At 70.6% G+C, this 23480-nt stretch carries 22 protein-coding genes; 5 read left to right on the top strand and 17 right to left on the bottom strand.

What is annotated here, in order from left to right:
* Window positions 1–78 precede the first annotated feature (78 nt).
* Window positions 79–2100 carry an alpha-1,4-glucan--maltose-1-phosphate maltosyltransferase gene (locus tag GQQ92_RS02815; RefSeq protein WP_156997694.1) on the top strand — a complete coding sequence of 674 codons (2022 nt, stop codon included), beginning with the start codon at window positions 79–81 and terminating at the stop codon, window positions 2098–2100.
* Window positions 2093–4333: a 1,4-alpha-glucan branching protein GlgB gene (glgB, locus tag GQQ92_RS02810; protein WP_156997693.1), complete on the top strand. Its 2241-nt coding sequence runs from the start codon at window positions 2093–2095 to the stop codon at window positions 4331–4333. The genes GQQ92_RS02815 and glgB overlap by 8 nt, the downstream gene beginning before the upstream one ends.
* 69 nt (window positions 4334–4402) lie before the next feature.
* On the opposite strand, the gene GQQ92_RS02805 is transcribed toward glgB, so the two are convergent.
* Window positions 4403–5341, bottom strand: coding sequence for a tetratricopeptide repeat protein (locus tag GQQ92_RS02805; protein ID WP_156997692.1), 939 nt, complete (start codon window positions 5339–5341; stop codon window positions 4403–4405).
* The gene (locus GQQ92_RS02800) at window positions 5338–7323 is read right to left on the bottom strand and encodes a hypothetical protein (protein WP_156997691.1); all 1986 of its coding nucleotides are present in this window, start codon (window positions 7321–7323) and stop codon (window positions 5338–5340) included. Before GQQ92_RS02800 ends, GQQ92_RS02805 begins: the two co-directional genes overlap by 4 nt.
* 203 nt (window positions 7324–7526) lie before the next feature.
* Here GQQ92_RS02800 and GQQ92_RS02795 point away from each other — a divergent pair, with 203 nt between their 5' ends.
* Together GQQ92_RS02795 and GQQ92_RS02790 are read left to right on the top strand one after the other, a co-directional pair.
* Window positions 7527–9143, top strand: coding sequence for a coiled-coil domain-containing protein (locus GQQ92_RS02795; protein WP_156997690.1), 1617 nt, complete (start codon window positions 7527–7529; stop codon window positions 9141–9143).
* 16 nt (window positions 9144–9159) lie between these two features.
* The gene (locus GQQ92_RS02790) at window positions 9160–10224 is read left to right on the top strand and encodes an AI-2E family transporter (RefSeq protein WP_156997689.1); all 1065 of its coding nucleotides are present in this window, start codon (window positions 9160–9162) and stop codon (window positions 10222–10224) included.
* An 81-nt stretch (window positions 10225–10305) separates the two neighbouring features.
* On the opposite strand, the gene GQQ92_RS02785 is transcribed toward GQQ92_RS02790, so the two are convergent.
* From GQQ92_RS02785 to rpsB, 9 genes are all read right to left on the bottom strand, one after another.
* Complete coding sequence (locus GQQ92_RS02785; RefSeq protein ID WP_156997688.1) at window positions 10306–11073, bottom strand: alpha/beta hydrolase; 768 nt, start codon at window positions 11071–11073, stop codon at window positions 10306–10308.
* A complete protein-coding gene (locus tag GQQ92_RS02780) occupies window positions 11070–11378 on the bottom strand; it encodes a hypothetical protein (RefSeq protein WP_156997687.1) in 309 nt (102 codons plus the stop codon). Before GQQ92_RS02780 ends, GQQ92_RS02785 begins: the two co-directional genes overlap by 4 nt.
* A 68-nt stretch (window positions 11379–11446) precedes the next feature.
* Window positions 11447–12103, bottom strand: coding sequence for an aggregation-promoting factor C-terminal-like domain-containing protein (locus tag GQQ92_RS02775; protein ID WP_232057447.1), 657 nt, complete (start codon window positions 12101–12103; stop codon window positions 11447–11449).
* A gap of 101 nt (window positions 12104–12204) precedes the next feature.
* Window positions 12205–12759 carry a DivIVA domain-containing protein gene (locus GQQ92_RS02770; protein WP_232057446.1) on the bottom strand — a complete coding sequence of 185 codons (555 nt, stop codon included), beginning with the start codon at window positions 12757–12759 and terminating at the stop codon, window positions 12205–12207.
* A gap of 20 nt (window positions 12760–12779) precedes the next feature.
* Window positions 12780–13763 (bottom strand): phosphatidate cytidylyltransferase, encoded by a 984-nt coding sequence (locus GQQ92_RS02765; RefSeq protein ID WP_156997685.1) that lies wholly within the window; start codon window positions 13761–13763, stop codon window positions 12780–12782.
* Window positions 13764–13772: 9 nt separating this feature from the next.
* On the bottom strand, window positions 13773–14327 hold the full coding sequence (gene frr, locus GQQ92_RS02760; RefSeq protein ID WP_156997684.1) for a ribosome recycling factor: 555 nt from the start codon (window positions 14325–14327) through the stop codon (window positions 13773–13775).
* A gap of 32 nt (window positions 14328–14359) precedes the next feature.
* Window positions 14360–15091 (bottom strand): UMP kinase, encoded by a 732-nt coding sequence (gene pyrH, locus GQQ92_RS02755; RefSeq protein ID WP_156997683.1) that lies wholly within the window; start codon window positions 15089–15091, stop codon window positions 14360–14362.
* 164 nt (window positions 15092–15255) lie between these two features.
* The gene (gene tsf / locus GQQ92_RS02750) at window positions 15256–16080 is read right to left on the bottom strand and encodes a translation elongation factor Ts (protein ID WP_156997682.1); all 825 of its coding nucleotides are present in this window, start codon (window positions 16078–16080) and stop codon (window positions 15256–15258) included.
* 39 nt (window positions 16081–16119) lie between these two features.
* Entirely contained in the window at window positions 16120–17049 is a 930-nt protein-coding gene (gene rpsB / locus GQQ92_RS02745; RefSeq protein WP_156997681.1) for a 30S ribosomal protein S2, read from the bottom strand.
* 271 nt (window positions 17050–17320) lie between these two features.
* Between rpsB and GQQ92_RS02740 the strand changes: the two genes are divergently transcribed.
* Window positions 17321–17911, top strand: a complete 591-nt coding sequence (locus tag GQQ92_RS02740) for a M23 family metallopeptidase (protein ID WP_156997680.1) — start codon at window positions 17321–17323, stop codon at window positions 17909–17911.
* 51 nt (window positions 17912–17962) lie between these two features.
* Here GQQ92_RS02740 and GQQ92_RS02735 read toward each other — a convergent pair whose 3' ends face one another.
* The 6 genes from GQQ92_RS02735 to GQQ92_RS02710 form a co-directional block, all read right to left on the bottom strand.
* The gene (locus GQQ92_RS02735) at window positions 17963–18937 is read right to left on the bottom strand and encodes a tyrosine recombinase XerC (protein ID WP_156997679.1); all 975 of its coding nucleotides are present in this window, start codon (window positions 18935–18937) and stop codon (window positions 17963–17965) included.
* 102 nt (window positions 18938–19039) lie between these two features.
* Entirely contained in the window at window positions 19040–19972 is a 933-nt protein-coding gene (locus GQQ92_RS02730; RefSeq protein ID WP_156997678.1) for a phosphodiesterase, read from the bottom strand.
* Window positions 19973–19993: 21 nt separating this feature from the next.
* On the bottom strand, window positions 19994–21268 hold the full coding sequence (gene dprA / locus GQQ92_RS02725) for a DNA-processing protein DprA (RefSeq protein WP_232057445.1): 1275 nt from the start codon (window positions 21266–21268) through the stop codon (window positions 19994–19996).
* Window positions 21265–22800 carry a YifB family Mg chelatase-like AAA ATPase gene (locus tag GQQ92_RS02720; protein WP_156997677.1) on the bottom strand — a complete coding sequence of 512 codons (1536 nt, stop codon included), beginning with the start codon at window positions 22798–22800 and terminating at the stop codon, window positions 21265–21267. The genes dprA and GQQ92_RS02720 overlap by 4 nt, the downstream gene beginning before the upstream one ends.
* The gene (locus GQQ92_RS02715) at window positions 22800–23174 is read right to left on the bottom strand and encodes a YraN family protein (RefSeq protein WP_156997676.1); all 375 of its coding nucleotides are present in this window, start codon (window positions 23172–23174) and stop codon (window positions 22800–22802) included. The genes GQQ92_RS02720 and GQQ92_RS02715 overlap by 1 nt, the downstream gene beginning before the upstream one ends.
* Before the next feature lie 155 nt (window positions 23175–23329).
* Window positions 23330–23473, bottom strand: a complete 144-nt coding sequence (locus GQQ92_RS02710; RefSeq protein WP_156997675.1) for a hypothetical protein — start codon at window positions 23471–23473, stop codon at window positions 23330–23332.
* Window positions 23474–23480 lie beyond the last annotated feature (7 nt).

Below are 23480 nucleotides of genomic sequence, written 5' to 3'. Positions count from 1 at the left end.
CCAACCTAGGGCCCGCGCATGTCGAATGTGTGAACGGCGGGCGCACCCGAACGGGCATTCCGCGCTACGGTCGAGTGCGTGAGCACCCGTACCGTTCGCGCCGGACGCATTCCCGTGACCAAGCTCTCCCCCGCCCTGCCCGACGGGCGGTGGCGGCCCAAGGCCTTCGAGGGCGAGGTCGTGCCGTTCCGGGCCGACGTCTTCCGCGAGGGCCACGACCAGGTGGGGGCGATGCTCGTGCTCACCGCACCGTCAGGGGCCGTCCGCCGCGAGCGGATGGCCATGACGTCCCCCGGTGCCGACCGGTGGGAGGCGAAGGTCCTCCTCGACGAGATCGGCGAGTGGCGCTGGCACGTCGTCGGATTCGACGACGAGATCGCGACGTGGCGCCACGACGCCGCACTGAAGATCGACGCCGGGGTCGACGTCGAGCTCATGCTCGAGATCGGCGCGCGACTGCTCGATCGCGCCGCAGCCGAGCGATCCCGGCCGTCGGCCGTGCGCAAGCGGCTCACGGCCGTCGCGTCGAAGCTGCGCGACCCCGCGGCATCCGTCGTCGACCGTCGCGCGCTCATCGACGACGCCGCGCTCGCCGAGTTCGACACGACGCCGCTCACGAGCCTGGCCAGCGAGTCCGACGAGCACGTCATCCGCGTCGAGCGCCGCCGCGCGGGCGTCGGCTCCTGGTACGAGTTCTTCCCCCGCTCCGAGGGCGCCAGACGGCTGAAGAACGGCGCCTGGAAGTCCGGCACGTTCCGCACCGCGATGAAGCGGCTCGACGGCGTCGCCGCCATGGGCTTCGACGTGCTCTACCTCCCGCCGATCCACCCCATCGGCGTGACGAACCGAAAGGGCCCGAACAACACGCTCGACCCCGCACCGGGCGATCCCGGCTCGCCGTGGGCGATCGGCGGGCCCCTCGCCGACGGCACCGCGGGCGGGCACGACGCCGTGCACCCCGACCTCGGCACGCTCGCCGATTTCCGCGCCTTCGTGCGGCGCGCGAACGAGCTCGGCATCGAGGTCGCCCTCGACCTCGCGCTCCAGGCCTCGCCCGACCACCCCTGGGTCGCCGAGCACCCCGAGTGGTTCACGACGCTGCCCGACGGCAGCATCCGCTATGCCGAGAACCCGCCCAAGAAGTACCAGGACATCTATCCGATCAACTTCGACCTCGACCCCGACGGCCTCCTCGCCGAGGTCGAGCGCATCGTGCGCCACTGGATGAAGCAGGGCGTGCGCATCTTCCGCGTCGACAACCCGCACACCAAGCCGCTCGCGTTCTGGGAGCGGCTCATCGGCGAGATCAACGCGACCGATCCCGACGTCGTGTTCCTCGCCGAGGCGTTCACCCGGCCCGCCATGATGCAGGCCCTCGCGATGGTCGGATTCCAGCAGTCGTACTCGTACTTCACGTGGCGCAACTCCAAGTCCGAGCTCGAGGAGTTCCTCACGACCGTGTCGCAGCAGACGGCCGATTTCATGCGGCCCAACCTGTTCGTGAACACCCCCGACATCCTCACCGAGTACCTCCAGTTCGGCGGACCGGCGGCGTTCACCGTGCGCGCGACGATCGCGGCCACCGCCGCGCCGAGCTGGGGGGTGTACTCCGGGTTCGAGCTCTTCGAGTCGGTCGCGCGGCCGGGCGCCGAGGAGGCCATCGACAACGAGAAGTACGAGTACAAGCCGCGCGACTTCGCCGGCGCCGAGGCCGAAGGGCGTTCGCTCGCGCTGTATCTCGGCATCCTGAACGGCATCCGCTCCGCGCATCCCGCGCTCGGGCAACTGCGCAACATCCGGTTCCACGCGAGCGACGACGACGCCGTGCTGGTGTACTCGAAGCACCTCGAGGGCCGGTTCACCCCCGACGGCCTCGATGACACCGTCATCGTCGTCGCGAACGTCGACCCCCATTCCGTCAGGGAGACCACCGTGCACCTCGACCTCTCCGCGATCGGCCTCGACCCCGGCAGCCGCTTCTCCGTCGAAGACCTCGTCACCGGGCATCGATGGCAGTGGGGCGATTCGAACTACGTCAGGCTCGACGCGTTCACCCGCCCGGCGCATGTGCTCCACGTCACCAGGGGTTCCGATGACTGAGCCGATGCCGCGCACCGGCCCCGCGGTCGCCGACGACGTGCTCCTGGCCGTCGCCGAAGGCCGTCACGCGGATCCGCACTCCGTGCTCGGCCAGCACCCCGTGCAGATTCCGCAGGCGGATGCCGCGGCTGCCGCGGATGCCTCGGCACCGGCGCCGCCCGCCGCCGCGACCGTCATCCGCACCCGGCGTCCGCTCGCCGACGCCGTCGAGGCGCGGTTCGCCGACGGCTCGACCCTGCCGCTGGAGCACCTCGGCCACGGCATCTGGGCCGCGACGGCGACGGCCGGACTGCGCGATTACCGCATCGAGGCCCGCTACGGCGACGACGCCTGGACGAGCGAGGACCCCTATCGCTTCGCGCCGAGCATCGGCGAACTCGACCTGCACCTCATCGGCGAGGGCCGGCACGAGGAGCTCTGGCGCGTCCTCGGCGCGCACCATCGCGACCACTGGGGCGTCGACGCCCCCGTCGACGGGACCGCGTTCGCCGTGTGGGCCCCCCGCGCGCGCGCCGTGCGGGTGGTCGGCGCCTTCAACCGCTGGGACGGCACGTCGCACGCGATGCGCAGCATGGGCGCGTCGGGCGTCTGGGAGCTCTTCGTGCCCGACGTCGAGCCCGGCACGATCTACAAGTTCGAGATCCTCGCGGGCGACGGCGTCTGGCGGATGAAGGCCGACCCGATGGCACAGCAGGCCGAGATCGCGCCGGCGACGGGCTCCGTGGTCGCGAGCTCGTCGCACGACTGGAACGACCACGACTGGATGTCGCAGCGCGCCGCGACGAACGCGCACGAACGGCCGATGAGCGTCTACGAGATGCACCTCGGCTCGTGGCGGCCCGGGCGCGGATACCGCGAGGTCGCCGACGAGCTCATCGAGTACCTCGGCTGGCTCGGCTACACGCACGTCGAGTTCATGCCGTTGGCGGAGCATCCGTTCGGCGGATCATGGGGCTATCAGGTGACCGGCTACTTCGCCGCGACCAGCCGGTTCGGCTCCCCCGACGATCTCAGGTATCTGATCGACCGGCTGCACCAGGCCGGCTACGGCGTGATCATGGACTGGGTTCCCGGCCACTTCCCGAAAGACGAGTGGGCCCTCGCCCGCTTCGACGGCGAGGCGCTCTACGAGCACCCCGACCCCCGGCGCGGCGAGCAGAAGGACTGGGGCACGTACGTCTTCGACTTCGGCAATCCCCGCGTGCGCAACTTCCTCGTCGCGAACGCCCTCTTCTGGCTCGAGGAGATGCACGTCGACGGCCTGCGGGTCGATGCGGTGGCCTCGATGCTGTACCTCGACTACTCGCGCGACGACGGCGAGTGGGAGCCCAACATCCACGGGGGCCGCGAGAACCTCGAGGCCATCGGCTTCCTCCAGGAGGCGACCGCCACCGCGTACAAGCGCAACCCCGGCATCGTCATGATCGCCGAGGAGTCGACGTCGTTCCCCGGGGTCACCGCGCCGACGTCGGCCGGCGGGCTCGGGTTCGGCTTCAAGTGGAACATGGGGTGGATGCACGACACCCTGCAGTACGTCGCGAAGGATCCGATGTACCGTTCCCACCACCACCACGACCTCACCTTCTCGTTCCTCTACGCCTTCAGCGAGCACTTCGTGCTGCCGATCAGCCACGACGAGGTCGTGCACGGCAAGGGGTCGCTCATCCGCAAGATGCCCGGCGACCATTGGCAGCAGCTCGCCAATGTGCGCGCCTACCTCTCGTTCATGTGGGCGCATCCCGGCAAGCAGCTGCTGTTCATGGGCCAGGAGTTCGGTCAGCTCTCCGAATGGAGCGAAGAGCGCGGACTCGACTGGTGGATCCTCGAACAGCCCAGCCACCGGCAGCTCGCGGAGTTCGTCGGGGCCCTGAACCGCAGCTACCGCGACCATGCCCCGCTCTGGGAGCTCGACGACGAGTCCGACGGGTTCGAGTGGGTCGAGGGCGGCGCGGCCCAGCAGAACGTGGTCGCCTTCCTGCGCTACGACCGCCGCCGCCGGCCGCTGCTGTGCATCGTGAACTTCTCCGGCGCCCCGCACGAGCGCTTCCGCCTCGGGCTGCCGCTCGCCGGTCGCTGGCGGGAGGTGCTCAACTCGGATGCCGCGCAGTGGGGCGGCTCGGGCGTGGGCAACCTCGGCGGCGTCGACGCGACCGAGACGCCGTGGTCGGGCCGTCCGGCCTCCGCCGAGTTCACGCTGCCGCCGCTCGGCGCCGTCTGGTTCACGCTCGACTGAACGGCGAAGGCCCCGCCGATGCGGCGGGGCCTTGCACGGCTGGGCGGATCTCCGCGCGGCTCGCCGCCTTCAGAAGAGCAGGTTGGTGAGCCGGCGACGGGCGACGGCCACGCGCGGGTCGTCGGTGCCGACGACCTCGAACAGTTCGACGAGGCGTTCGCGCACGAGCTTCTTCTGATCGGCGTCGAGCTTCGGGAACATCGAGAGCAGACGATCGAACGCGTCGTCGACGTGCCCGCCCGACAGGTCGAGATCGGCGACGTCGAGCTGCGCCTGCAGGTCGTCGGGCCCCGCGGCGGCGGCGTTGCGGACCGCGTCGAGCGTCTTGCCGGAGAGGCGGCCGAGCAGGTTCGCCTGCGCGAGGCCGGCGATCGCCATCTGGTCACGCGGGTCCTGGGCGATCGCGGTGCGGTATGCGGATGCCGCGGCCGTGAAGTCACCGCGCTCGATCGCGTCGTAGGCCTCCTGGTGCAGCGGCGGCAGGGGCGGCTCGGCGGGAGCCTGCTCCGCCTCGGGGGCATCGCCCTCCGGCGCCTGGACGGAGCCGGTGACCCCGTGCTGCGACGCGAGCTCGAGCAGCTGGTCGAACACCTGGTCGACGACCTCGTCGGGCTGGACGCCCGCGAACAGCGGCACCGGCTGCCCCGCGACGAGGGCGACGACCGTGGGGACCGACTGGACCTGGAACGCCTGCACGAGCTGCGGGCTGCGATCGGCATCGGCCGCGGCGAGCACGAGCCGACCGCCGCGGGCGCGGACGAGCCGCTCGAGCGCCTCGACGAGTCCGGTCGACGGCTCGCTCCAGGACGCCCACACCGCCACGACGACCGGAACGGTGCGCGAGAGTTCGAGGACGGCGCCGAATCCGGCGTCATCCGTCTGGAAGACGACGGGGTCGCCGCCCGGGGCGGTCTCGGCCCCGGCGGGACTCTGCTGCTGCGGCCGCTGCACGAGCGACGACAGGTCGATCGCGCCGCGAAGGGCGGCGTGCGGGGTGGGGTCGGTCACGGTACCTCCGATGCTCCGATGAGACTCTCGGACCAGCCGAGGAGTCGGATCTTGTCTTCTGAACCGACGGCGGGCACGTAGAACACCATCTGGATGCCGATGATGCGCTGCACGCCCTTGGCGCTCTTGCCGGTGAACCCCGAGAGCGCCGCTCCCGGCGCGCCCTCCTGGAATCCGATCGTGCCGCCGTCGTTCGGCGTCACCTTCTCAGTCTGCAGGATGTCCGCCGTCACGAGCGCACCCGAATCGTTGGTCGCGAGGGCGATCGTCGGACCGGTTCCGACCGCGTTCGAGAACGCGATGTCGGCCGTCGGCGAGCTGGCCTTGAGGTCGTCGCGGATCGTCTGCTGGCCCGCGACGCCGAGCTGCTGCTGGAGCAGGTCGCCCTCGGACTCGAACAGTTCGGCGTACTCGGAGTCCGCGCCCTTCATGAGCACGTCGGCGTAGGCGGCTCCGACCTCGTCGGGCTGCATCACGAGCCCCTTGAACTCGGGCGAGATCAGCGGCGCGCCGATGCTCGCCGGAGCGACCTCCGGCACGTCGGCGTCGGGGGCGAGCGCCATCGCGTAGACGACCCTGTAGTTCTCACGGGGAGACATCTGCTGCAGGAACAGCGCCGTCGGTGCGACCGTCTCGTCGTCTGAGGTCTGCGCCACCACGAGCACCGTGCGCCCGGTCGCGGGCCAGCCGGCGACCTGCTGCGGCAGGATCAGGGTCGGCGTGCTGGCCGGGACGGGCACCGGCCCGGCCTGGTCGGGCAGGGTGGTGCGGATCGCGTAGTTCGCCTTGCGCGCCTCGAGCGCCGGCCCGGTGAACCGGGTCGCGGCGGCCTCGGCGTCGAGCGCGGCATCGGCATCGGTCGCCGTGGTCGAGACCTCGGTCATGATGCGTTCCATCTGCGGGACGGTCACCGCGGGCACGAGCGGCTCGGCCTCGGGCTCCTCGGCATCGGGTTCCTCGGTCGACACGGGGTCGAGGGGCGGCTCGGTGGTCGCCGGGGCCGTCGTCGCCGGGGGCTGCTCGAAGTTCGGCCAGTAGTCCGCCGAGCACGCCGTGAAGGCGAGCACCGGGATCACCAGTGCCGGCAGGATCGCCACGCGTTTGGCCCGCCCGATCGCCCGTCGACCGCCCAGCTGGCTTCGACGCAGCGCGGTCGGCTTCGGGCCGCTCGGCAGCTTCGTTCGCGTGCCCCGGTTGCGGCGAGGACCTCGCGAGCGCCGATGATGCAGGAACCCGGAGATCACGAGCGCGATGCCGATGAGGAACAGCGCCGCGCCGCCCGCGAGCAACGGGCCGGCCCACGGCGTGGCGTTGTCGAGCGGCCAGGCCAGCGACACCTTCGAGGGAGCCGGGTTCGTGCCGTCGGACGCGACCAGCACGGCGATGTCCGCCGGCACGTCGATGGTCGTCGTGACCGACCGCTCACCCGAGACCTCGTCGAGCCACAGGTCGGATCCGGCCGGGTTGTCGGCCGGGTCGACCACGACCTCGCCGTCGGCGTCGGCGTCGGCCGTCGCGTCGTCGGTCGGAGCCGGCGTGGGCTCCGGGGTGGCCCCGGGAGTCTCCGAGGGCGCCGGGCGCGTCGTGGGCGACGCGGTCTCCTCGGCCGGCGACTCGGTCTCCTCCGCTTCCTCCGCCTCCTCGGCAGCGGCCTCGCGGTCGGCCGCATCGGTGATCACCAGTTCGCCGGTCTCGGCGTCGTACCCGATCGACTCGTAGTCGTCGTCGCCGATCCAGGCGACGACGTCGCTCGAGCGGCCGTAGGCGAGGAAGACCAACTCCGAGCCCGAGACGGTGAGCGTCTGCTTGCCGTCGAACGCGTCGAGCGCACTCGGTTCGACGACCACGAACGGGACATCGGAGTCGATCGACGACGAGAGCGAGACCCGATCCGGCTCGAGGAACACCGTGCGCTGCGCGATGCCGAACCCGATCATCACGGCGGCGGCGGCGAAAGCCAGAATGGCGAAGACGAATCGCACGTTACCTCCGGTGCCGCTCGATGCGGCGTTGAACAAAGACAACCAAGCCTACCGAGTCGAGTCTGGGAGTCGCCTCACGCACGATCGCGAGTCCGCGGCATCACCGTCGCGCGCACCTCGTGCGAACACGTCACGTCGTCCCCGTAGAATCGTTGGATTCCCGCACACGCCCCCACGACGCGGGACAGACCCCGGAGGAAGAATTGGCCGTCGAAGAGACCGAATTCACGCAGGTTTTCCGTGGATACGACAAAGACGAAGTCGACAAGAGCATCAACGGCCTGCGTCGAGACATCATTACCGCGAACAACCAGCTCGCGGAGCAGTCGAAGGAGCAGAAGCGCCTCCTCGCCCGCATCGAAGAACTGAGCGCCGAGCTCGAGGAGGTCGGCAGCCCCACGTTCTCCGGCCTCGGCACCAAGCTCGAGAACACGCTCCGCGTGGCCGAGGAGCAGTCGACGCGACTCATCGCGCAGGCCGACATCGACGCCGAGAAGCTCCGTCGTGCCGCAGACGACGAGGTGCACCTCCTCCGCTCCGACGCCCACGAGCTCGCCGAGCGCACGCTGAGCGAGGCCCGGGCGCAGGCCGCACGTGTCCTCGAGAACGCGCGTTCCGAGGCCGACGACATGGTCTCGCGCGCGCACGAGACGAGCGAGCAGCTCCGACAGGATGCCGCGCGCGACGCCGCCGCGATCCGTGGCGCCGTGAACACCGAGGCCGCAGAACTGCGCACGAGCGCCAAGCGCGACGCGTCCTCCGCCGTCGCCGCGGCCGAGCGCAAGGCCTCCGAGATCCTCCTCGCCGCCAACACCGAGGCCACCGAGGCGCGCGCCACGGCGGCCGGCCTCGCGCAGGAGACGGAGCAGACCCGTGCCGAGGTCGCGATCGAGCTCGACCGGGCACGCGCCGAGCTCGCGAAGGAGACCGAGCAGGCTCGCATCGACCTCGCAGCCGAGACCGAGCAGTCGCGTCTCGACCTCGAGCGAGAGGCCGCCGAGGCCCGTGCCGCGATCGAGGCCGAGATCGAGGAGCGCCGCGCCGCCCTCGTCCACGAGCTCGACCAGGCCCGTACCGATCTCGACCGCGAACTCGAGACGACGAAGGCGGAGCTCGCGCGGCAGCGCGAGCAGAGCGAGGTCGACCTCGCACGCGAGGCCGAGGCCGCCCGCCTCAAGCTCCAGCACGAGCTCGAGCGCCTGCGCGCGAAGCACGCCGCCGACCTCGACCAGATGCGCGCCGACCTCGCGCTCGAGCAGGAGCAGGCCCGCGCCGACTTCGACGCGGAGTCCGAGCAGTCGCGCATCGACCTCGACAACCAGCTCACCTCGATGCGCAAGAAGACGACCCACGAGGTCAACCGCATGCGCCGCGAGATCGAGAAGGCGCACCTCGACCTCGAGGCCGAACTCGCGACCAAGCGCGACGAGGCCGAGCAGGAGCTGCTCACCGCGCACCAGGCCGCCGTCGCCGAGACCCAGAAGTTCCTCGACGACGCGAACGCAGAACTCGCCGAGGCGGTCGCCCGCACGGCCGACAGCCGCGCCGAGGCCGAGCGTCTCGAGACGCAGGTGCGCACCGAGATCGCCGAGATCCGCGACAAGGCCGACGACGAGGCACGCGACCGCATCGCCGACGCGCACACCCAGGCCCGCAAGCTCATCGCCGACGCCGAGGAGCGCACCCGCGCGCTCGTCGCCGACGCCGAAGACCGCCTCTCGCAGATCAAGATCGAGCGCGACGCGGTCGCCGGCTACTTCGAGAGCCTCCGGGGCGTCCTCACGCAGGCCGAGCAGGTCGCCGCGGCGAGCCGCGGCTAGACCGAGGGCGGGGCCGGTGAAGATCCAGAACGCGTTCCGCATCGGCCTCGCCGGCACGCTCGGCGTCGGCGTGGGCATCCTGATCCTCACGTCGATCGCGAGCCTGTCGACCGTGCTCACCTACGTGGGCGCCGCACTCTTCCTCGCCCTCGGCCTCGAGCCGGCCATCAGCTGGCTCGAGCGCCGGGGGCTTCCCCGTTGGGCGGCGATCCTGATCGTCATGACCGGGGTCGGCCTCATCCTCGCGGCGCTCGTCCTCGCGGTCGTCCCGATCGTCGTCGAGCAGGTCAGCCAGCTCGTCGAAGAGGTGCCCGCGATCGTCGATCGCGTCAATTCCACGGACTGGGTCGAAGCCCTCTCCACGCAGCTCCCGCAGGTCAAGATCGAGGAGATCTTCCAGCAGGCCACTTCGGCCATCACCGACTTCTTCACGAGCCCCGAGAAGCTCTCCGAACTCGCGGGCGGCGTGTTCCAGGTCGCCGTCGCGATCGGCGCGGGCATCTTCGCCGCCGTGATCGTGTTCATCCTCACGCTCTACTTCTCGGCGTCGCTCAATGCGATGAAGCACACCGCCTACCAGTTGGTGCCGGCGTCGCGGCGGGCGCGGTTCGCAGACCTCACCGAGCAGATCACGCAATCCGTCGGGCGCTACGTGCTCGGTCAGGCCGGCCTCGCGGCGTGCAACGGCGTGGCGAGCTTCATCTTCCTCTCGATCATCCAGGCGCCGTTCCCCGCGGTCCTCGCGTTCATCGCCTTCATGTTCTCGCTCGTGCCCCTCGTGGGAACCCTGTCGGCATCGGTCGTGATCGTCCTCGTCTGCCTCATTCCCGGGCTCGGGTCGCCGCTGACCGCACTCGTCGCGGCCATCTACTACCTGGTCTACATGCAGGTCGAGGCATACGTCCTGAGTCCGCGCATCATGAACCGGGCCGTGAAGGTGCCGGGCGCGCTCGTCGTCATCGCGGCGCTCGCGGGCGGCACGCTCCTCGGCATCCTCGGCGCGCTCGTCGCCATCCCCGTCGCGGCGTCGCTGCTGCTCATCATCAAGCAGGTCGTGATCCCGCGCCAGAACACGCTCTGAGCCTGCCCGGGCCGCGCGCTGAGAACGCCCCGAGTGGCACGCCGAGACCGCACGCCGCGAGGTCTCGGGGCGGCGACCGGCTCAGCCCTCGGCCGCAGCCCCGGCGGGCGTGCCGCTCTGAGGGCCGGACCAGCTCGTCGGCAGCGGCGACGCCGCGGGGTTCACGGCCAGCACGATCTCCTCGAGCACCCGGCGCGTCTGCGACTCCCCCACCCAGAGATGGCGCCCGCCCTCGACGTCGATGCGACGGACCCGCGGAAGCACCGCGAACCGTTCGGCCGCGGCATCCGGTCGCAGGTAGTCGTCGAGCTCGGGGATCAACGCCACCACGGGAACCGAGGAGGAATTCCAACGCCGCAACTCGTCGTCGGTCGTGCGGTGCAGCGGCGGCGAGAGGAGGATCGCGCCGGCGATGTCATGCTCGAGCCCGTACTTCAAGGCGAGCTCCGTGCCGAACGACCAACCGACGAGCCACGGATTCGGCAGGCCGCGCTGCCTCACGAAGGCCATGGCGGCCGCGACGTCCTCGCGCTCGGCGACGCCCTCGCCGAACGCGCCGTCGCTGGTGCCGCGGGGCGAGGCCGTGCCCCGGGTGTTGAAGCGCAGCACGGCGAGGTCGGCGAGCGCCGGAAGACGGGCGGCCGCCTTGCGCAGGATGTGCGAATCCATGAAACCGCCGGCGGTGGGCAGCGGATGCAGCGTGACGAGCGTCGCCACCGGCGCACGCTCGAGCGGCATCGCCAGCTCGCCCACGAGGGTCAGCCCGTCGGCGGTGTGCAACCGGATCTCCTCCCGGTTCGCGGGCAATTCCACGCCGGCGCGGATCTCGATCGAATCGGTACCGGTCATCGGGTTCCCATCCTCCAGCAGTGCAGGTGCCAGTGGCGACGTGCGGCGAGATCCGCGGCATCGCCGAGCACGCCGTCGGCGCGCCAGACCACCACGTGGGAGACGCCGGATGCCACCTCGAGCGAGCAGCCCGGGCAGACGTACGTCTTGACCGCCTGCGCTTCGGAGACGGGCTGGACGTTCCACTCCCGACCGCCGCGCGTCTCGGTGCGGCGCCAACCGGAACTGAGCCGATCGACATCGAGCTCGGGGTGCGGCTCGCGGGCTCTGGCGGCGCGCCCATGTGATCGGTTCGAGCGCGGCATGCCTTCGATTCTAGAGGCGGATGGGGCATCCGCCGGCACGCGACGTCCGCCGCGTCTGAGCCGGCGGCTCAGTACCAGCCGGAGGACTCCGAGTGCGCCCACGCGCCGCACGGCGTGCCGTAGCGGCCCTGGACGTAGCCGAGACCCCACTCGATCTGCGTGCCGGCGTTGGTCTCCCAGTCGGCGCCCGCCGAAGCCATCTTCGAGCCGGGAAGCGCCTGCGGAATGCCGTACGCTCCGCTGCCGGCGTTGTAGGCGTTGACCCGCCAGCCGGACTCCTTGTTCCAGAGCGCGACGAGGCAGTCGAACTCGTTGGTCGCCCACCCGCGCGCGGCGACCGCGCTCGCCGCGTAGGCCTGCGCCGAACCGGGATCGGGCGTCACCGCGGGAGGCGCCCACCCGTCGCCGGCGCTCGTCGATGCGGGCTCGACGTAGGCCGGCTTCGCCTCGACGTCGTAGCCTTCCTTCGCCGCGTCGAGCGTGTAGCCGCCGCCGACTTCGATCGCCTGGACCTCGGCACCCCCGAATCGATCGGTCGCGACCCGGTCGGGTGTGGCGGTCGCGAGCGCGGTCGGGTCGACCAGGTTCACGGCCACGAAGCCGAGCGCCGCGCAGAACGCGAACACGACCGTCGCCGCCTGCTTGATCGGACCTCGCGTCGAGGCTCCGCCGCGCGCCGCAGCGGACGTCGCGACGCCGCGCTCGGTTCCGGTGTGCCTGCCCACAATGGATCGAGTGTAGCCGAGCGCATCCGCGTTCGAGGAGCCGTACCCGGCGGCCTCGCGAGCCGTGTTCCGAGACCGACGCGCGCCGGTCGACCGCCCGCTCAGCGGACGGCCTGCATGACGTCGACGACCGCGTCGAGCACGAGGTCGACCTGCGACTCCCGGTAGCCTCCGCGCTGGGTCGTGAAGACGATGCTGCGAACGTCTTCGACCGAGATCGGCCACCCGTCGCGGAAGTACCTCGTGAGCTTGTCGGCGAACTTGTCGACGTCGCGGACCCGATATCCGAGGGCGATCGGACTCACCCGATCGAACCGGCGGCCCTCTTCGCGTGCGAGCCGGTTCGAGACGACCTGAGCGGTCGCCCTCGCCTCGGCGAGCCAGACCTCGTCGCCGTGCAGCCTCGCCGCCACCTGACGTTCATCGGCCGCGAATGCATCTTCGAGCCGTTCGAGGGCGGCGTCGACATCCGCAGTGACGTAACCGCCCTTCTGCATGCCGAAGGCCGTGAGCCGAATGCGCTCGGAGTTCAGCGGCGGATCTTCGGGCAGCGGCGTGCCGTCGTACGCGCGGCGCGCGACGTGGAGGAATTCATCGACCTGGGCCGTGTTGTACCCGCGCTGGGGCTTTCGGGTTCGAGGGAAGGTGGAGTCCACCGACCCATTATCTCCGAGCATCAGCCGAAGATGCGGAACGCCACGAAGGCGACGGCCGCGGACGGCAGGATCGAGTCGAGCCGATCGAGGAATCCGCCGTGGCCGGGCAGCCAGGAGCTCATGTCCTTGATGCCGAGATCGCGTTTGACGAGCGACTCGGCGAGGTCGCCGAGCGTCGCCGTCAAGAAGATCGCGACGCCGAAGATGAGGCCGAACCACCACGAGTTGTCGAGGAGCAGCACCGAGAGGAGCACTCCGGCGACGATGCTCACGCCGCCGCCGCCCGCGAATCCCTCCCAGGTCTTCTTCGGGCTGATGACCGGGGCCATCGGATGCTTGCCGAACATCAAGCCGAACGCGTACGCGCCCGTGTCCGCCGAGATCGCGACGATCACGAAGGCGAGCGTCCACCACTGCCCCCCGTCGGACGCGGTCAGCACCACGGCGAAGGTCGCGAGGAAGGTGACGTACCCCTGCACGAACGCCCCGGCCGCGACGTCACGCACGAGGGCGCGGCCCGACGTGCGCGAGCTCGCCGAGACCTGCTGCGCGACCCTCCAGACGCTCACGAGCAGGATGCCTCCGAGCACCGCGAGGAACTGCCCGCCTGCACCGCCGTAATAGGCGAACGGCACCGCGATCACGGCCGCCGCGATCGTCGGGATGCGCGGCACGAGGTAGCCGCCCTTGCGGAGCGCCTGCGCGAGTTCGTAGCTGGCGAAGCCCGCGATGACGACCGCGAACAGCATGAACAGCTCTTTGATCACGAGCAGGCTGAGCAGGAGCGCACCGCCGAGCACGAGTCCGATCAGGATCGCGCCGAGCAGGTTCCGGCCGGTACGGGCCTGGATCTTCTCCTGCGCCTGATCGAACTGCGCCTTGGACGCCTCGAACTGCCGCTCGAGGTCTGCCTTCTTCGCGTTGACCTGCGACCGGAATTCATGGCGCGCGTGGCGCTCCCGCCCGCCGGCGTCCGTTTCGTCGTGTTCAGGGACGCCAGACATCGTGATCCCTCAGACCTCGAGGAGCTCGGCTTCCTTGCGCTTGAACGCGTCGTCGATCGCGTCCACGTTCGACTTCGTGATCTGCTCGAGCTCCTTCTCGCCCCGTGCGACCTCGTCATCGCCGACCTCGCCCTTCAGCGAGTCGAGATCGTCCTTCGCCTTGCGGCGGATGTTGCGCACCGAGACACGCGCGTCCTCCGCCTTCGACTTCACGATCTTCACGTACTCGCGACGGCGTTCCTCGGTCAGCTCGGGGAGCGTGACACGCACGATGTTCCCGTCGTTCGACGGGTTCGCCCCGAGGTTCGGGGTGTCGCGGATCGCCTGCTCGATGTCCTTCAGCGCGCTCTTGTCGTAGGGCGTGATGACCAGCGTGCGCGCCTCGGGGTTCGCGAGCGACGCCAGCTGCGCGAGCGGCGTGGGCGTGCCGTAGTAGTTCACCAGGATCTTCTGGAAGAGCTGGGGGTTGGCACGGCCGGTGCGGACGGACGAGAAGTCGTCTTTCGCGACCTCGACGGCCTTCTGCATGCGTGCGGTGGCATCGGACAGTACATCCGCGATCACGGTGGCTCCTTCGGTTCGCTGCTCGGGACAGTCTATCGAGTCGCCGAGGACTCGCTGTTGCTGACGATCGTGCCGAGGTCGGCACCGAGGATCGCCGAGGTGACGTTGCCGCCCGGCTCCATGCCGAACACCTGCATCGGCATGCCGTTGTCCATGCAGAGGCTGAACGCCGTCGAGTCGACGACCTTGAGCCCGCGCTGCAGGGCCTCCTGGTAGGTGATCCGGTCGATCTTGTGGGCGTCGGGATTCGTGCGGGGGTCGTCGGAGTACACCCCGTCGACGCCGTTCTTGGCGACGAGCACGACGTCGGCATCGATCTCGAGCGCGCGCTGGGCGGCCACCGTGTCGGTCGAGAAGTACGGCAGTCCTGCGCCGGCGCCGAAGATGACGACGCGGCCCTTCTCGAGGTGGCGCTCGGCGCGGCGCGGGATGTACGGCTCGGCGACCTGGGTCATCGAGATGGCCGACTGCACGCGCGTCTCCGCGCCGGCCTGCTCGAGGAAGTCCTGGAGCGCGAGCGAGTTCATGACGGTGCCGAGCATGCCCATGTAGTCGGCCCGGCCCCGGTCCATGCCCCGTTGGGAGAGCTCCGCGCCCCGGAAGAAGTTGCCGCCGCCGACGACGATCGCGATCTCCACCGTGCGCGCGGCATCGGCGATCTCCCGCGCGAGCGCGCTCACGACGTCGGGATTCACGCCGAGCGATCCTCCTCCGAATGCCTCGCCCGAGAGCTTCAGCATGACCCTGCGTCTACGTTCAGTCATCCCGACCGTTCCTTCCCCTTGAGAGACAAAGCTAGTGGTTCCCGCCCCCGGCGTCGCGCCTTGCGAGCGAGCGTTTCCGTCGAGCGACGGATGCCTGCCGGGCTCCGCCCGGACACAGCAAAGGAGTCCGGATCGCGATGCGATCCGGACTCCTCGACTTCGGCTTAGGCCGTGGCCTTGAAGCGGGCGAACGCGGTCACGGTGAGACCGGCGTCGGCCAGGACCTTCTGGACCTGCTGCTTGTTGTCGCGAGCGTAGTCCTGCTCGAGCAGGGCGACCTGCTTGAAGAACGAGGTCAGACGCCCCTCGATGATCTTCGGCAGTGCCGCCTCGGGCTTGCCCTCGTTGCGGCTGATCTCGGTGACGATCTCGCGCTCCTTCTCGACGACCTCGGCCGGAACCTCGTCGCGGGTCAGGTACGTGGGGTCGAACATCGCGATGTGCTGGGCGATCGCGCGAGCGGTCTCCTCATCGTCGCCCGAGTAGGACACCACGACGCCGATCTGCGGCGGCAGGTCCTTCGAGGTCTTGTGCAGGTACACGCCGAACTTCTCGCCCGACAGCGTGACGGCGCGCGTGAGCGCGACCTTCTCGCCGAGGATGGCGGCCTGCTCGTCGATGACCTCGCCCACGGTCTTGCCGTCGAGCGGCGCCGCGAGCGCGGCATCCACGTCGGCTGCGCCGGCGGCGGCGACCGCGTCGAGCACCTTCTCGGACAGGGAGACGAACTTGTCGTTCTTCGCGACGAAGTCGGTCTCGCAAGCGAGCTGGATCAGGGTGTAGCCCGCGGGCGACTCCTTGGCCGCGACGAGGCCCTCGCTCGTGGAACGGTCGGCACGCTTCGCGTTGCCCTTCGCACCCTTGAGCCGCAGGATCTCAGTGGCCTTCTCGAGGTCGCCGTCGGCTTCCTCGAGCGCCTTCTTGGTGTCGACCATGCCCGTGCCGAGCTGCTCGCGCAGGGCCTTGATGTCGGCGATGCTGATTGCCATTTCCGGCATTCTCCTTTGAGTCTGAGTTGGTCAGCGGAATTACTCTGCTGCAGCCTCGTCGGCGACCTCTTCGGCGGCCGACTCGGGTGCGGCGACCTCGGTCGCGGCCTCTTCGACGACCTCGGCGGCCTCGGCCTTGGCCTCGGCCTCGGTCTCGGCGACCTTCTCGGTCTCTGCCGAAGCCTGCTCGGGCGTGGTCTCTGAGCCTGCCTGGAGCAGCTCCTTCTCCCACTCGGCGAGCGGCTCGACGGCCGAGACGTTGCCGGCCTCTTCGGGCTTCTGGTGGCGCTCGATGAGGCCCTCGGCAGCGGCGTCGGCGATGATGCGGGTCAACAGCGCGACGGAGCGGATGGCGTCGTCGTTGCCCGGGATCGGGTACTGGACCTCGTCGGGGTCGCAGTTGGTGTCGAGGATGCCGATGACGGGGATGCCGAGCTTCTTCGCCTCGTCGATCGCGAGGTGCTCCTTCTTGGTGTCGACCACCCAGAGCGCGGAAGGCGTCTTCGACAGGTTGCGGATGCCGCCGAGCGACTTGTGCAGCTTGTCGAGCTCGCGCTTCTTGATGAGGAGCTCCTTCTTCGTGAAGCCGCTCGTGGTGCCCTCGAAGTCGAGCTCCTCGAGCTCCTTCATGCGCGCGAGGCGCTTGGAGACCGTCTGGAAGTTGGTGAGGAGGCCGCCGAGCCAACGCTGGTTGACGTAGGGCTGGCCGACGCGGGTCGCCTGCTCGGCGATGGACTCCTGCGCCTGCTTCTTCGTGCCGACGAACAGGATGGTGCCGCCGTGGGCGACGGTCTCGCGCACGAAGTCGTACGCCTTGTCGATGAAGGCGAGCGACTGCTGCAGGTCGATGATGTAGATGCCGGAACGCTCGGTGAAGATGAAGCGCTTCATCTTCGGGTTCCAACGGCGGGTCTGGTGCCCGAAGTGCACGCCGCTGTCGAGCAGCTGGCGGATGGTGACGACGGCCATGAGCCGTACTCCTTTGTTCTCAGTTGACGTTCCGGCCGGCGGCCGGGACCCTGGTGCCCGGCACGGCTCCGCACGATGCAGTTCGCGAGAACTGCATCGGGACTGAATGGAGTCGGTGGCCGAAATGGCACGCGTAGTCACCCCGACAGGCGGGGTGCTCCTGACACTCTACCATCGGCACTCGTCCTCCCCAACCGTGTCGAAGCGTCGAGCCGGCCCGCGATCGGGGAACCACGGCTCGGGAGTGCCACGCGCAGGGCACCATCGGCGCATGACCCCCTTCCCCGCACGACGTCGCGTCTCGGCGGCCGCTTCCCGCCGGTTCCATGCCCTCGCACATCGACTCGCGCGCGCGTTCGCCGCGCTCGTGCTGGCCGGCCTCGCCGCCGGGTTCGCGTCCGTCGGCCCGCAGGCCTCTGCCGTCCAGCCCGTCGAGGACGACCGGATGGCCGAGTTCGACCGATGGACCTGGCCGACGCCGCCGCCGGTCGCGATCGCCTCGCCGTTCCGGGCTCCCCCCACCCCGTACGCGGCGGGACATCGCGGGGTGGATCTCCGCGCCGCGGCGGGAGCATCGGTCCTCGCGCCGGCCGACGGCGTGGTCTCCTTCTCGGGCATGGTGGCCGGCCGGCCGGTCGTGTCCATCGATCACGGGGACGGCGTCATCAGCTCCATGGAGCCCGTCGTCTCCGCTGTCCCGGCCGGAACGGCGGTCTCCGAGGGCAGACCGGTCGGCACCGTCGGCACCGGCGGGCACTGCGAGGGATGCGTGCACCTCGGCGTCCGCGTCGACGGAGCCTACGTCTCGCCGATGCTCTTCCTCGGCGGCGTCCCGTTCGCCGTCCTGCTCCCCCTCACATGATCCGGGCCCCCGCCCGCTCCGGCCCGCGGGCAGCGCGACGCGGCCGGTCGTTCACGCCCGAGGATGCGCGGTCCGGTAGCTCTGCTTGAGCCGTTCGGCCGAGACATGGGTGTAGATCTGGGTGGTCCCGAGGCTCGCATGCCCCAGGAATTCCTGCACCGCCCGCAGGTCCGCTCCCCCGTCGAGCAGATGCGTGGCCGCCGTGTGACGGAGCGCATGGGGCCCGCTCGGACCCGTGCCGGGCGTCTCCGCGAGGATCGAGGCGACGAGCCGATACACGCTGCGCACGCCCATGCGCCCACCGCGCACCCCGAGGAAGAGGGCGCGGGCCGCGCCGTCGGGCGCCGCCGGTCGTGAACCCCGTACCGGGCGCGCATCCCGCCGATCGGCGGACGCAGCTGCGGCACCCGCGATGATGGCCGGCCGAGCGCGCTCGAGGTACCGGTCGACCGCCCGCGCCGCAGGGCCGCCGTAGGGAACGACGCGCTCCTTCGACCCCTTGCCGAGGACGCGGACCGTCCGGCGCCGCCGGTCGAGGTCGTCGACGTCGAGTCCGACGAGTTCGGAGACGCGAAGGGCCGAGGCGTAGAGCAGCTCGACGATCGCGAGGTCCCTGATGGATGCCGGGTCATCGTCGACGCATCCGGCCTCGAGGTGCGCGATGACCTCTTCCATCGCCGGTTGGGCGATGATCCTCGGCAAAGTCCGCTGCGCACGTGGCGCCTTGAGCCGAGCCCCGTGATCGGCGGCGGTCGCCCCGCTCCGGGCGAGCCATGCGGTCAGACCTCGAGCGGATGCCGCGCGGCGCGCGATGCTCGAACGTGCGAGTCCGCGCTCCGTGGCCGCCCAGAGCCAGTCGCGGAGCACCGCCAGGTCGACGTCGGACGCTGCGGTGATGCCGCGCTCCTCCGCGAAGTCGATCAGGTCGGCGAGATCCGCGCGGTAGGCCGCGACCGTGTGCTCCGAGTAGCCGCGCTCGGTCTGCACATGCGTGAGGTAGTCGTCCAGCGCGGCATCGAGATTCACGCTTCCAGACTGCCGTGTCAGGCCACCGCTCGCTCGACGGCGCGCCCGCCGCGCGATTCCGGGCCCGCGGCACGGAGCGGGCACCGTCGTGAACGGCCGGGCTCAGGTCGGCGGTTTGCGCGAGAAGCGCTCGAGGCGCTGCTCGGGCGTCGAGGCCTCGAGTTCTGCGAGCATGCCCGCGTCGATGCGGGAGACGACGGGGTGCGCGTCGATCGGCACGACCGAGGTGGTCACCGCGTCTTCGAAGAGGTGGACCAGGGTGAACGAACGGCCGCCGTCGATGCCGACGAGCGTGCGCGGCGACGCCGACGGATCGATCGTGTAGGCGGCGGCGCCCGCGACCGATACCGGGATGCCGGCGAAGGAGCCGGTCGTCGGGTAGTGGAGGTGTCCGCCGAGGATCAGCCGCACGTCGCGATCGCGCACGATCGCGGCGAGCTCGTCCTGCCTCCGGAGTTCGAGGACGTCCATGATCGCGACGGGGGTGGGGATCGGCGCATGATGCAGGGCGAGGATCGTGCCGCGTTCGGCCGGTTCGGCGAGGACCTGTTCGAGCCACTCCAGCGTTTCCGGCTCGAGATCGCCATGGTGATACCCGGGAACCGTGGAGTCGATCGCGACAAGACGCAGCCCGTCGACGTCGACGACGTGATTCACCGGCGCGTCGAGGCTTTGGCCGCGCTCCGACGTCGCTGCGTCGGGCGTGCTCCCGATGAGCGCCGCGCGGAACGGGGCGCGCTCGTCGTGGTTGCCCATGACCCAGACGAGTCGAGCACCGGCGGACTCCGCGACCGGTTCGAGCACGGTGCGCACTCGGTCATAGGCGTCGGGTTCGCCGAGGTCGGCCACATCGCCCGTCACGACGATGGCATCGAGCCGATCGCCCATGCCGGCGAGCCGTTCGGCCGTTCGCTCGAGCGCGACGACCGTGTCGGCGACACCGCCGAGACGCCGCCCGCCCGAGAGCAGGTGGGTGTCGCTGACATGCGCGATCACCTGTTGCGCCTGCGCGAATCGCCCGAGCTGCACCGCCATCTCCAGACCTCCGTCGAAAGCCTACGGCCGCCCCCTCCGAATCCAGCCGTCGGCTCGCCAGGCGGCGACCCCGTCGAGCTCGAGCGGACCGAGCACGGCCATCACATCGGTCACCGGGAGACCGCTGCGCTGAGCGAGGTCGGCGACCTGGCGCGGGCTCCGCCTGCTCAGCGCATCGAGCACTCGGATCGTCTCGGGATCCTCGGCATCGGCCCCGTCGACCCCCTGCGCACCACCGCCGCCCGAGAGCGGACCGCCGGCGAGCTCGAGCACCTGATCGGCATCGACGACGCACAGGGCGCCGTACTCCCGCAGAAGGCGGTGGCATCCGGCCGAGGCCGGGCTCGTCACCGCGCCCGGAAGCGCGCCCAACGGCCGGCCGAGCGCCGCGGCATGGCCGGCCGTGTTCAACGAACCGCTGCGGGTTCCCGCCTCGAGGACGACGGTGGCATCGCTGGCCGCGGCGATGAGCCGATTCCGCTGGAGGAAGCGCCATTTCGTCGGCGATGCGCCGCAGGGCAGTTCGGAGACGACGGCGCCGGTCTCCGAGATGCGCTGGAGAAGCGAATCGTGTCCCATCGGATAGAACCGGTCGATGCCACCGGCCAGGTACGCCACGGTCGTGCCGTTGCCGGCGAGCGCGGCGCGGTGGGCCATGCCGTCGATACCGTACGCGCCTCCGGAGACGATCGTGCAGCCCCGATCGACGAGCCCGGCCGAGATCTCCATCGTCATGTGCTCGCCGTAGCCGGTCGCTGCCCTCGCACCGACCAGCGCGACGGCGCGGGCCCCGTTCGCGAGCGCGTTCGGCCGGCCGCGCACCCACAGGCCGATCGGCGCGTGCACGCCGAGGTCGTCGACGCCGCGCGGCCAGTCGCGATCGGTCGGGACGAGCAACGTCGCACCCACCCGCTGCGCCTGCGCGAGCCCGCGCGCGAACGCGGCCTGGTCGACGCGCGGCGCCCATCGGGCGACGGCGCTCCGGGCCTCGCGGATCGAGATCGGCTCGCCCGCCTCGGCAGCCGCCGAGACGAGCCGAGCCGCGTCGGCCCCGTCGATGATCAGATCCGCGGCTGCGATCGCGCCGACGGCCGCGATCAGGCGTCCGAGCACTCCGTCGCCGGGTTCGCCGATCGTGCCGAGTACCGCGCGCGCGAACGCCTGCATCTCGTGCTCGAGGAGGTCGCCCTCGCCCGCGTCGGAGGACGCGGCCTCGCCGGCTGGGCGCGACCCCTTGCGAATGAGCGCGAACTCCCGTCGCCACTGCTCGGCGGCTCGGCGGATCAGCCCGCTCATCGGGCGATGCCGTCTCGGAAGTACAGCGCCCGACCCACGTGCGAGGCCGTCGGCGAGTCGGCTCCGGCCAAGTCGGCGAGCGTCCAGGCGACCTTCAGCACGCGGTCGTATCCGCGCATGGTGATGCCGCCGCGTTCGAACGAACGGTCGAGCGCGGCCGTCACACGGCCGCCGGGATGCAGGCCCCCGGCACCACGCAGCCACGGACCGGGGACTTCGGCGTTCGTGCGCCAGGGCGTGGCCTGCAACCGCCGTGCGGCCCGAGCACGGGCGGCGACGACCTTGCCTCGCGCCTCGAGGCTCGACAGGCCCGGCCGTTCCCGGGCGATGCTGAGGCTCGCGGGCGAGAGTCGCGGCACCTTCAGCTGAAGGTCGATGCGATCGAGCAGCGGACCCGAGATGCGCCCGAGGTAGCGCCTGCGGGAGTTCGGCGGACACGTGCACTCGCTCGTGCCGTCTTTGCCGCACGGGCACGGGTTCGCCGCGATGACGAGCTGGAACCGCGCCGGGAACGAGGCGATCGCATTCGCGCGGTGGATACTGATGGTCCCGGATTCGAGCGGTTGTCTGAGCACGTCGAGCACCGCGGCCGGGAACTCCGGAGCCTCGTCGAGGAAGAGCACGCCGTGGGAGGCGCGCGCTGCAGCCCCCGGCCGGATCAGCCGGCTGCCGCCGCCGACCATCGCGGCAGCCGTCGCCGTGTGGTGCGGCGCCTCGAACGGCGGCCGGAGCGAGAGTCCCTCGCCCATCGCCCGTCCGGCGAGCGAGCGCACGCAGGACACTTCGAGCGCGGCCTCAGGGTCGAGGTCGGGCAGGATGCCGGGCAGCCGGGACGCGAGCATCGTCTTGCCCGCACCCGGCGGTCCGATCATCGAGAGGTGGTGGCCGCCCGCCGCGGCCACGAGCAGCGCCTCGACGGCGTCCTCGTTGTCGGCGACATCCGCGAGATCGCCCGAGACCGGATCAGGCGTTCCGTTGACCGACGCGGCCGCCACCGGCTCTACCTCGCGCGCCTCGTACCGACCGCCGTGCTGGATCGCCGCCTCGAGCAGCGAGGCGACGCCGATGACCTCGATGCCCGGCACGAGCGCGGCTTCGCTCGCGTTGGCGTGCGGAACCATCACGGTGGCGAACCCGGCCCGCGACGCGGCCAGGACGGCCGGGAGGATGCCGTCGATGGGCCGCAGCCGCCCGTCGAGCCCCAGCTCGCCGAGGTGCACGACCTCGGCCACTGAGCCGACGGAGAGCTCGCCCGCGGCAGCGAGACAGGCCATCGCGACAGCCAGATCGAACCCGGAGCCGTGCTTGGGGAGCGCGGCGGGCGACAGGTTGACCGTCAGCTTGCGCTGCGGCAGCGGGCAACCCGCGTTCGTCGCGGCCGCCCGCACCCGTTCACGGGCCTCGGCGAGCGCGGCGTCGGGAAGGCCGATGATCGAGAAGCCGGGCAGTTGGGCCGAGAGATCGGCCTCGACCTCGACCATCGAACCGGTGAGCCCGAGCAGGGCGACGGCATGCGTTCGCGCGACCACCATCAGCTGATTCCCTCGAGATGCTCGATGAGCGCGGGCGACTCGGTCGGGGCGAGCACGGCGACGGCGTCGATGCGGATACGCACGGTCGCGCTCTCGGTCGCTTCGCACCATGCGACCGCGAGACGACGCAATCGCGCCAGCTTGATCGGCGTGATCGCCTCGAACGGATGCCCGAAATCGTGCGACGTGCGCGTCTTGACCTCGACGAACACAGTCGTGTCGCCGTCGCGCGCCACGATGTCGATCTCTCCGAGTCGACACCGCCAGTTGCGTTCGATCACCCGCAGTCCGCGTGCCTCGAGATGCTCGACCGCGAGTTGTTCGCCTCGTCGGCCGAGTTCAGCATTGTGGGCCACCAGCACCACCTCCGCCATTCAGCGTGCCGCTCCGGCGGCTCCGCCGATCGACTGCGGCAGCCCGCGAAGGAAGGCCTCGTGGACGAGGAAGCTGTTGAGGAGCAGTCGACACCCGGGCCGAGCCCGAGATGGATCAGCCGCTGTGCCGGGTTGGGGATGTGAGCGGTCGCGCGCTACCGGGCGGAAACGCGCAAGGCGTCATGCTGGAGTTCGCGCATCGTCAGGAGCTCGTACGTCAGCAGGGACTTCGCCACGGCGTCGTCGTCGGAGCGTCGCGATCGAGCGGTGCGCCGGTTCAGGCGCGGGAAGGTCGGCATGGCCCAC

The sequence above is a fragment of the Agromyces terreus genome, assembly GCF_009749465.1.
In the GTDB taxonomy this organism is placed as follows: domain Bacteria; phylum Actinomycetota; class Actinomycetes; order Actinomycetales; family Microbacteriaceae; genus Agromyces; species Agromyces terreus.
Note: the sequence above shows the minus strand (reverse complement) of the source record. Positions and strands in the feature narration are given on the sequence as shown.

What these genes read in the sequence shown, in the direction of transcription:
- GQQ92_RS02780 (WP_156997687.1), bottom strand. Translation starts at nt 11,378, where the DNA reads ATGCCGCGCTCGAACCGATCACATGGGCGCGCCGCCAGAGCCCGCGAG.
- GQQ92_RS02720 (WP_156997677.1), bottom strand. Translation starts at nt 22,800, where the DNA reads ATGGTGGTCGCGCGAACGCATGCCGTCGCCCTGCTCGGGCTCACCGGT.
- glgB (WP_156997693.1), top strand. Translation starts at nt 2,093, where the DNA reads ATGACTGAGCCGATGCCGCGCACCGGCCCCGCGGTCGCCGACGACGTG.
- GQQ92_RS02785 (WP_156997688.1), bottom strand. Translation starts at nt 11,073, where the DNA reads ATGACCGGTACCGATTCGATCGAGATCCGCGCCGGCGTGGAATTGCCC.
- GQQ92_RS02710 (WP_156997675.1), bottom strand. Translation starts at nt 23,473, where the DNA reads ATGCCGACCTTCCCGCGCCTGAACCGGCGCACCGCTCGATCGCGACGC.
- dprA (WP_232057445.1), bottom strand. Translation starts at nt 21,268, where the DNA reads ATGAGCGGGCTGATCCGCCGAGCCGCCGAGCAGTGGCGACGGGAGTTC.
- GQQ92_RS02715 (WP_156997676.1), bottom strand. Translation starts at nt 23,174, where the DNA reads ATGGCGGAGGTGGTGCTGGTGGCCCACAATGCTGAACTCGGCCGACGA.
- GQQ92_RS02730 (WP_156997678.1), bottom strand. Translation starts at nt 19,972, where the DNA reads ATGGCGGTGCAGCTCGGGCGATTCGCGCAGGCGCAACAGGTGATCGCG.
- pyrH (WP_156997683.1), bottom strand. Translation starts at nt 15,091, where the DNA reads ATGACTGAACGTAGACGCAGGGTCATGCTGAAGCTCTCGGGCGAGGCA.
- rpsB (WP_156997681.1), bottom strand. Translation starts at nt 17,049, where the DNA reads ATGGCCGTCGTCACCATCCGCCAGCTGCTCGACAGCGGCGTGCACTTC.
- tsf (WP_156997682.1), bottom strand. Translation starts at nt 16,080, where the DNA reads ATGGCAATCAGCATCGCCGACATCAAGGCCCTGCGCGAGCAGCTCGGC.
- GQQ92_RS02765 (WP_156997685.1), bottom strand. Translation starts at nt 13,763, where the DNA reads ATGTCTGGCGTCCCTGAACACGACGAAACGGACGCCGGCGGGCGGGAG.
- GQQ92_RS02740 (WP_156997680.1), top strand. Translation starts at nt 17,321, where the DNA reads ATGACCCCCTTCCCCGCACGACGTCGCGTCTCGGCGGCCGCTTCCCGC.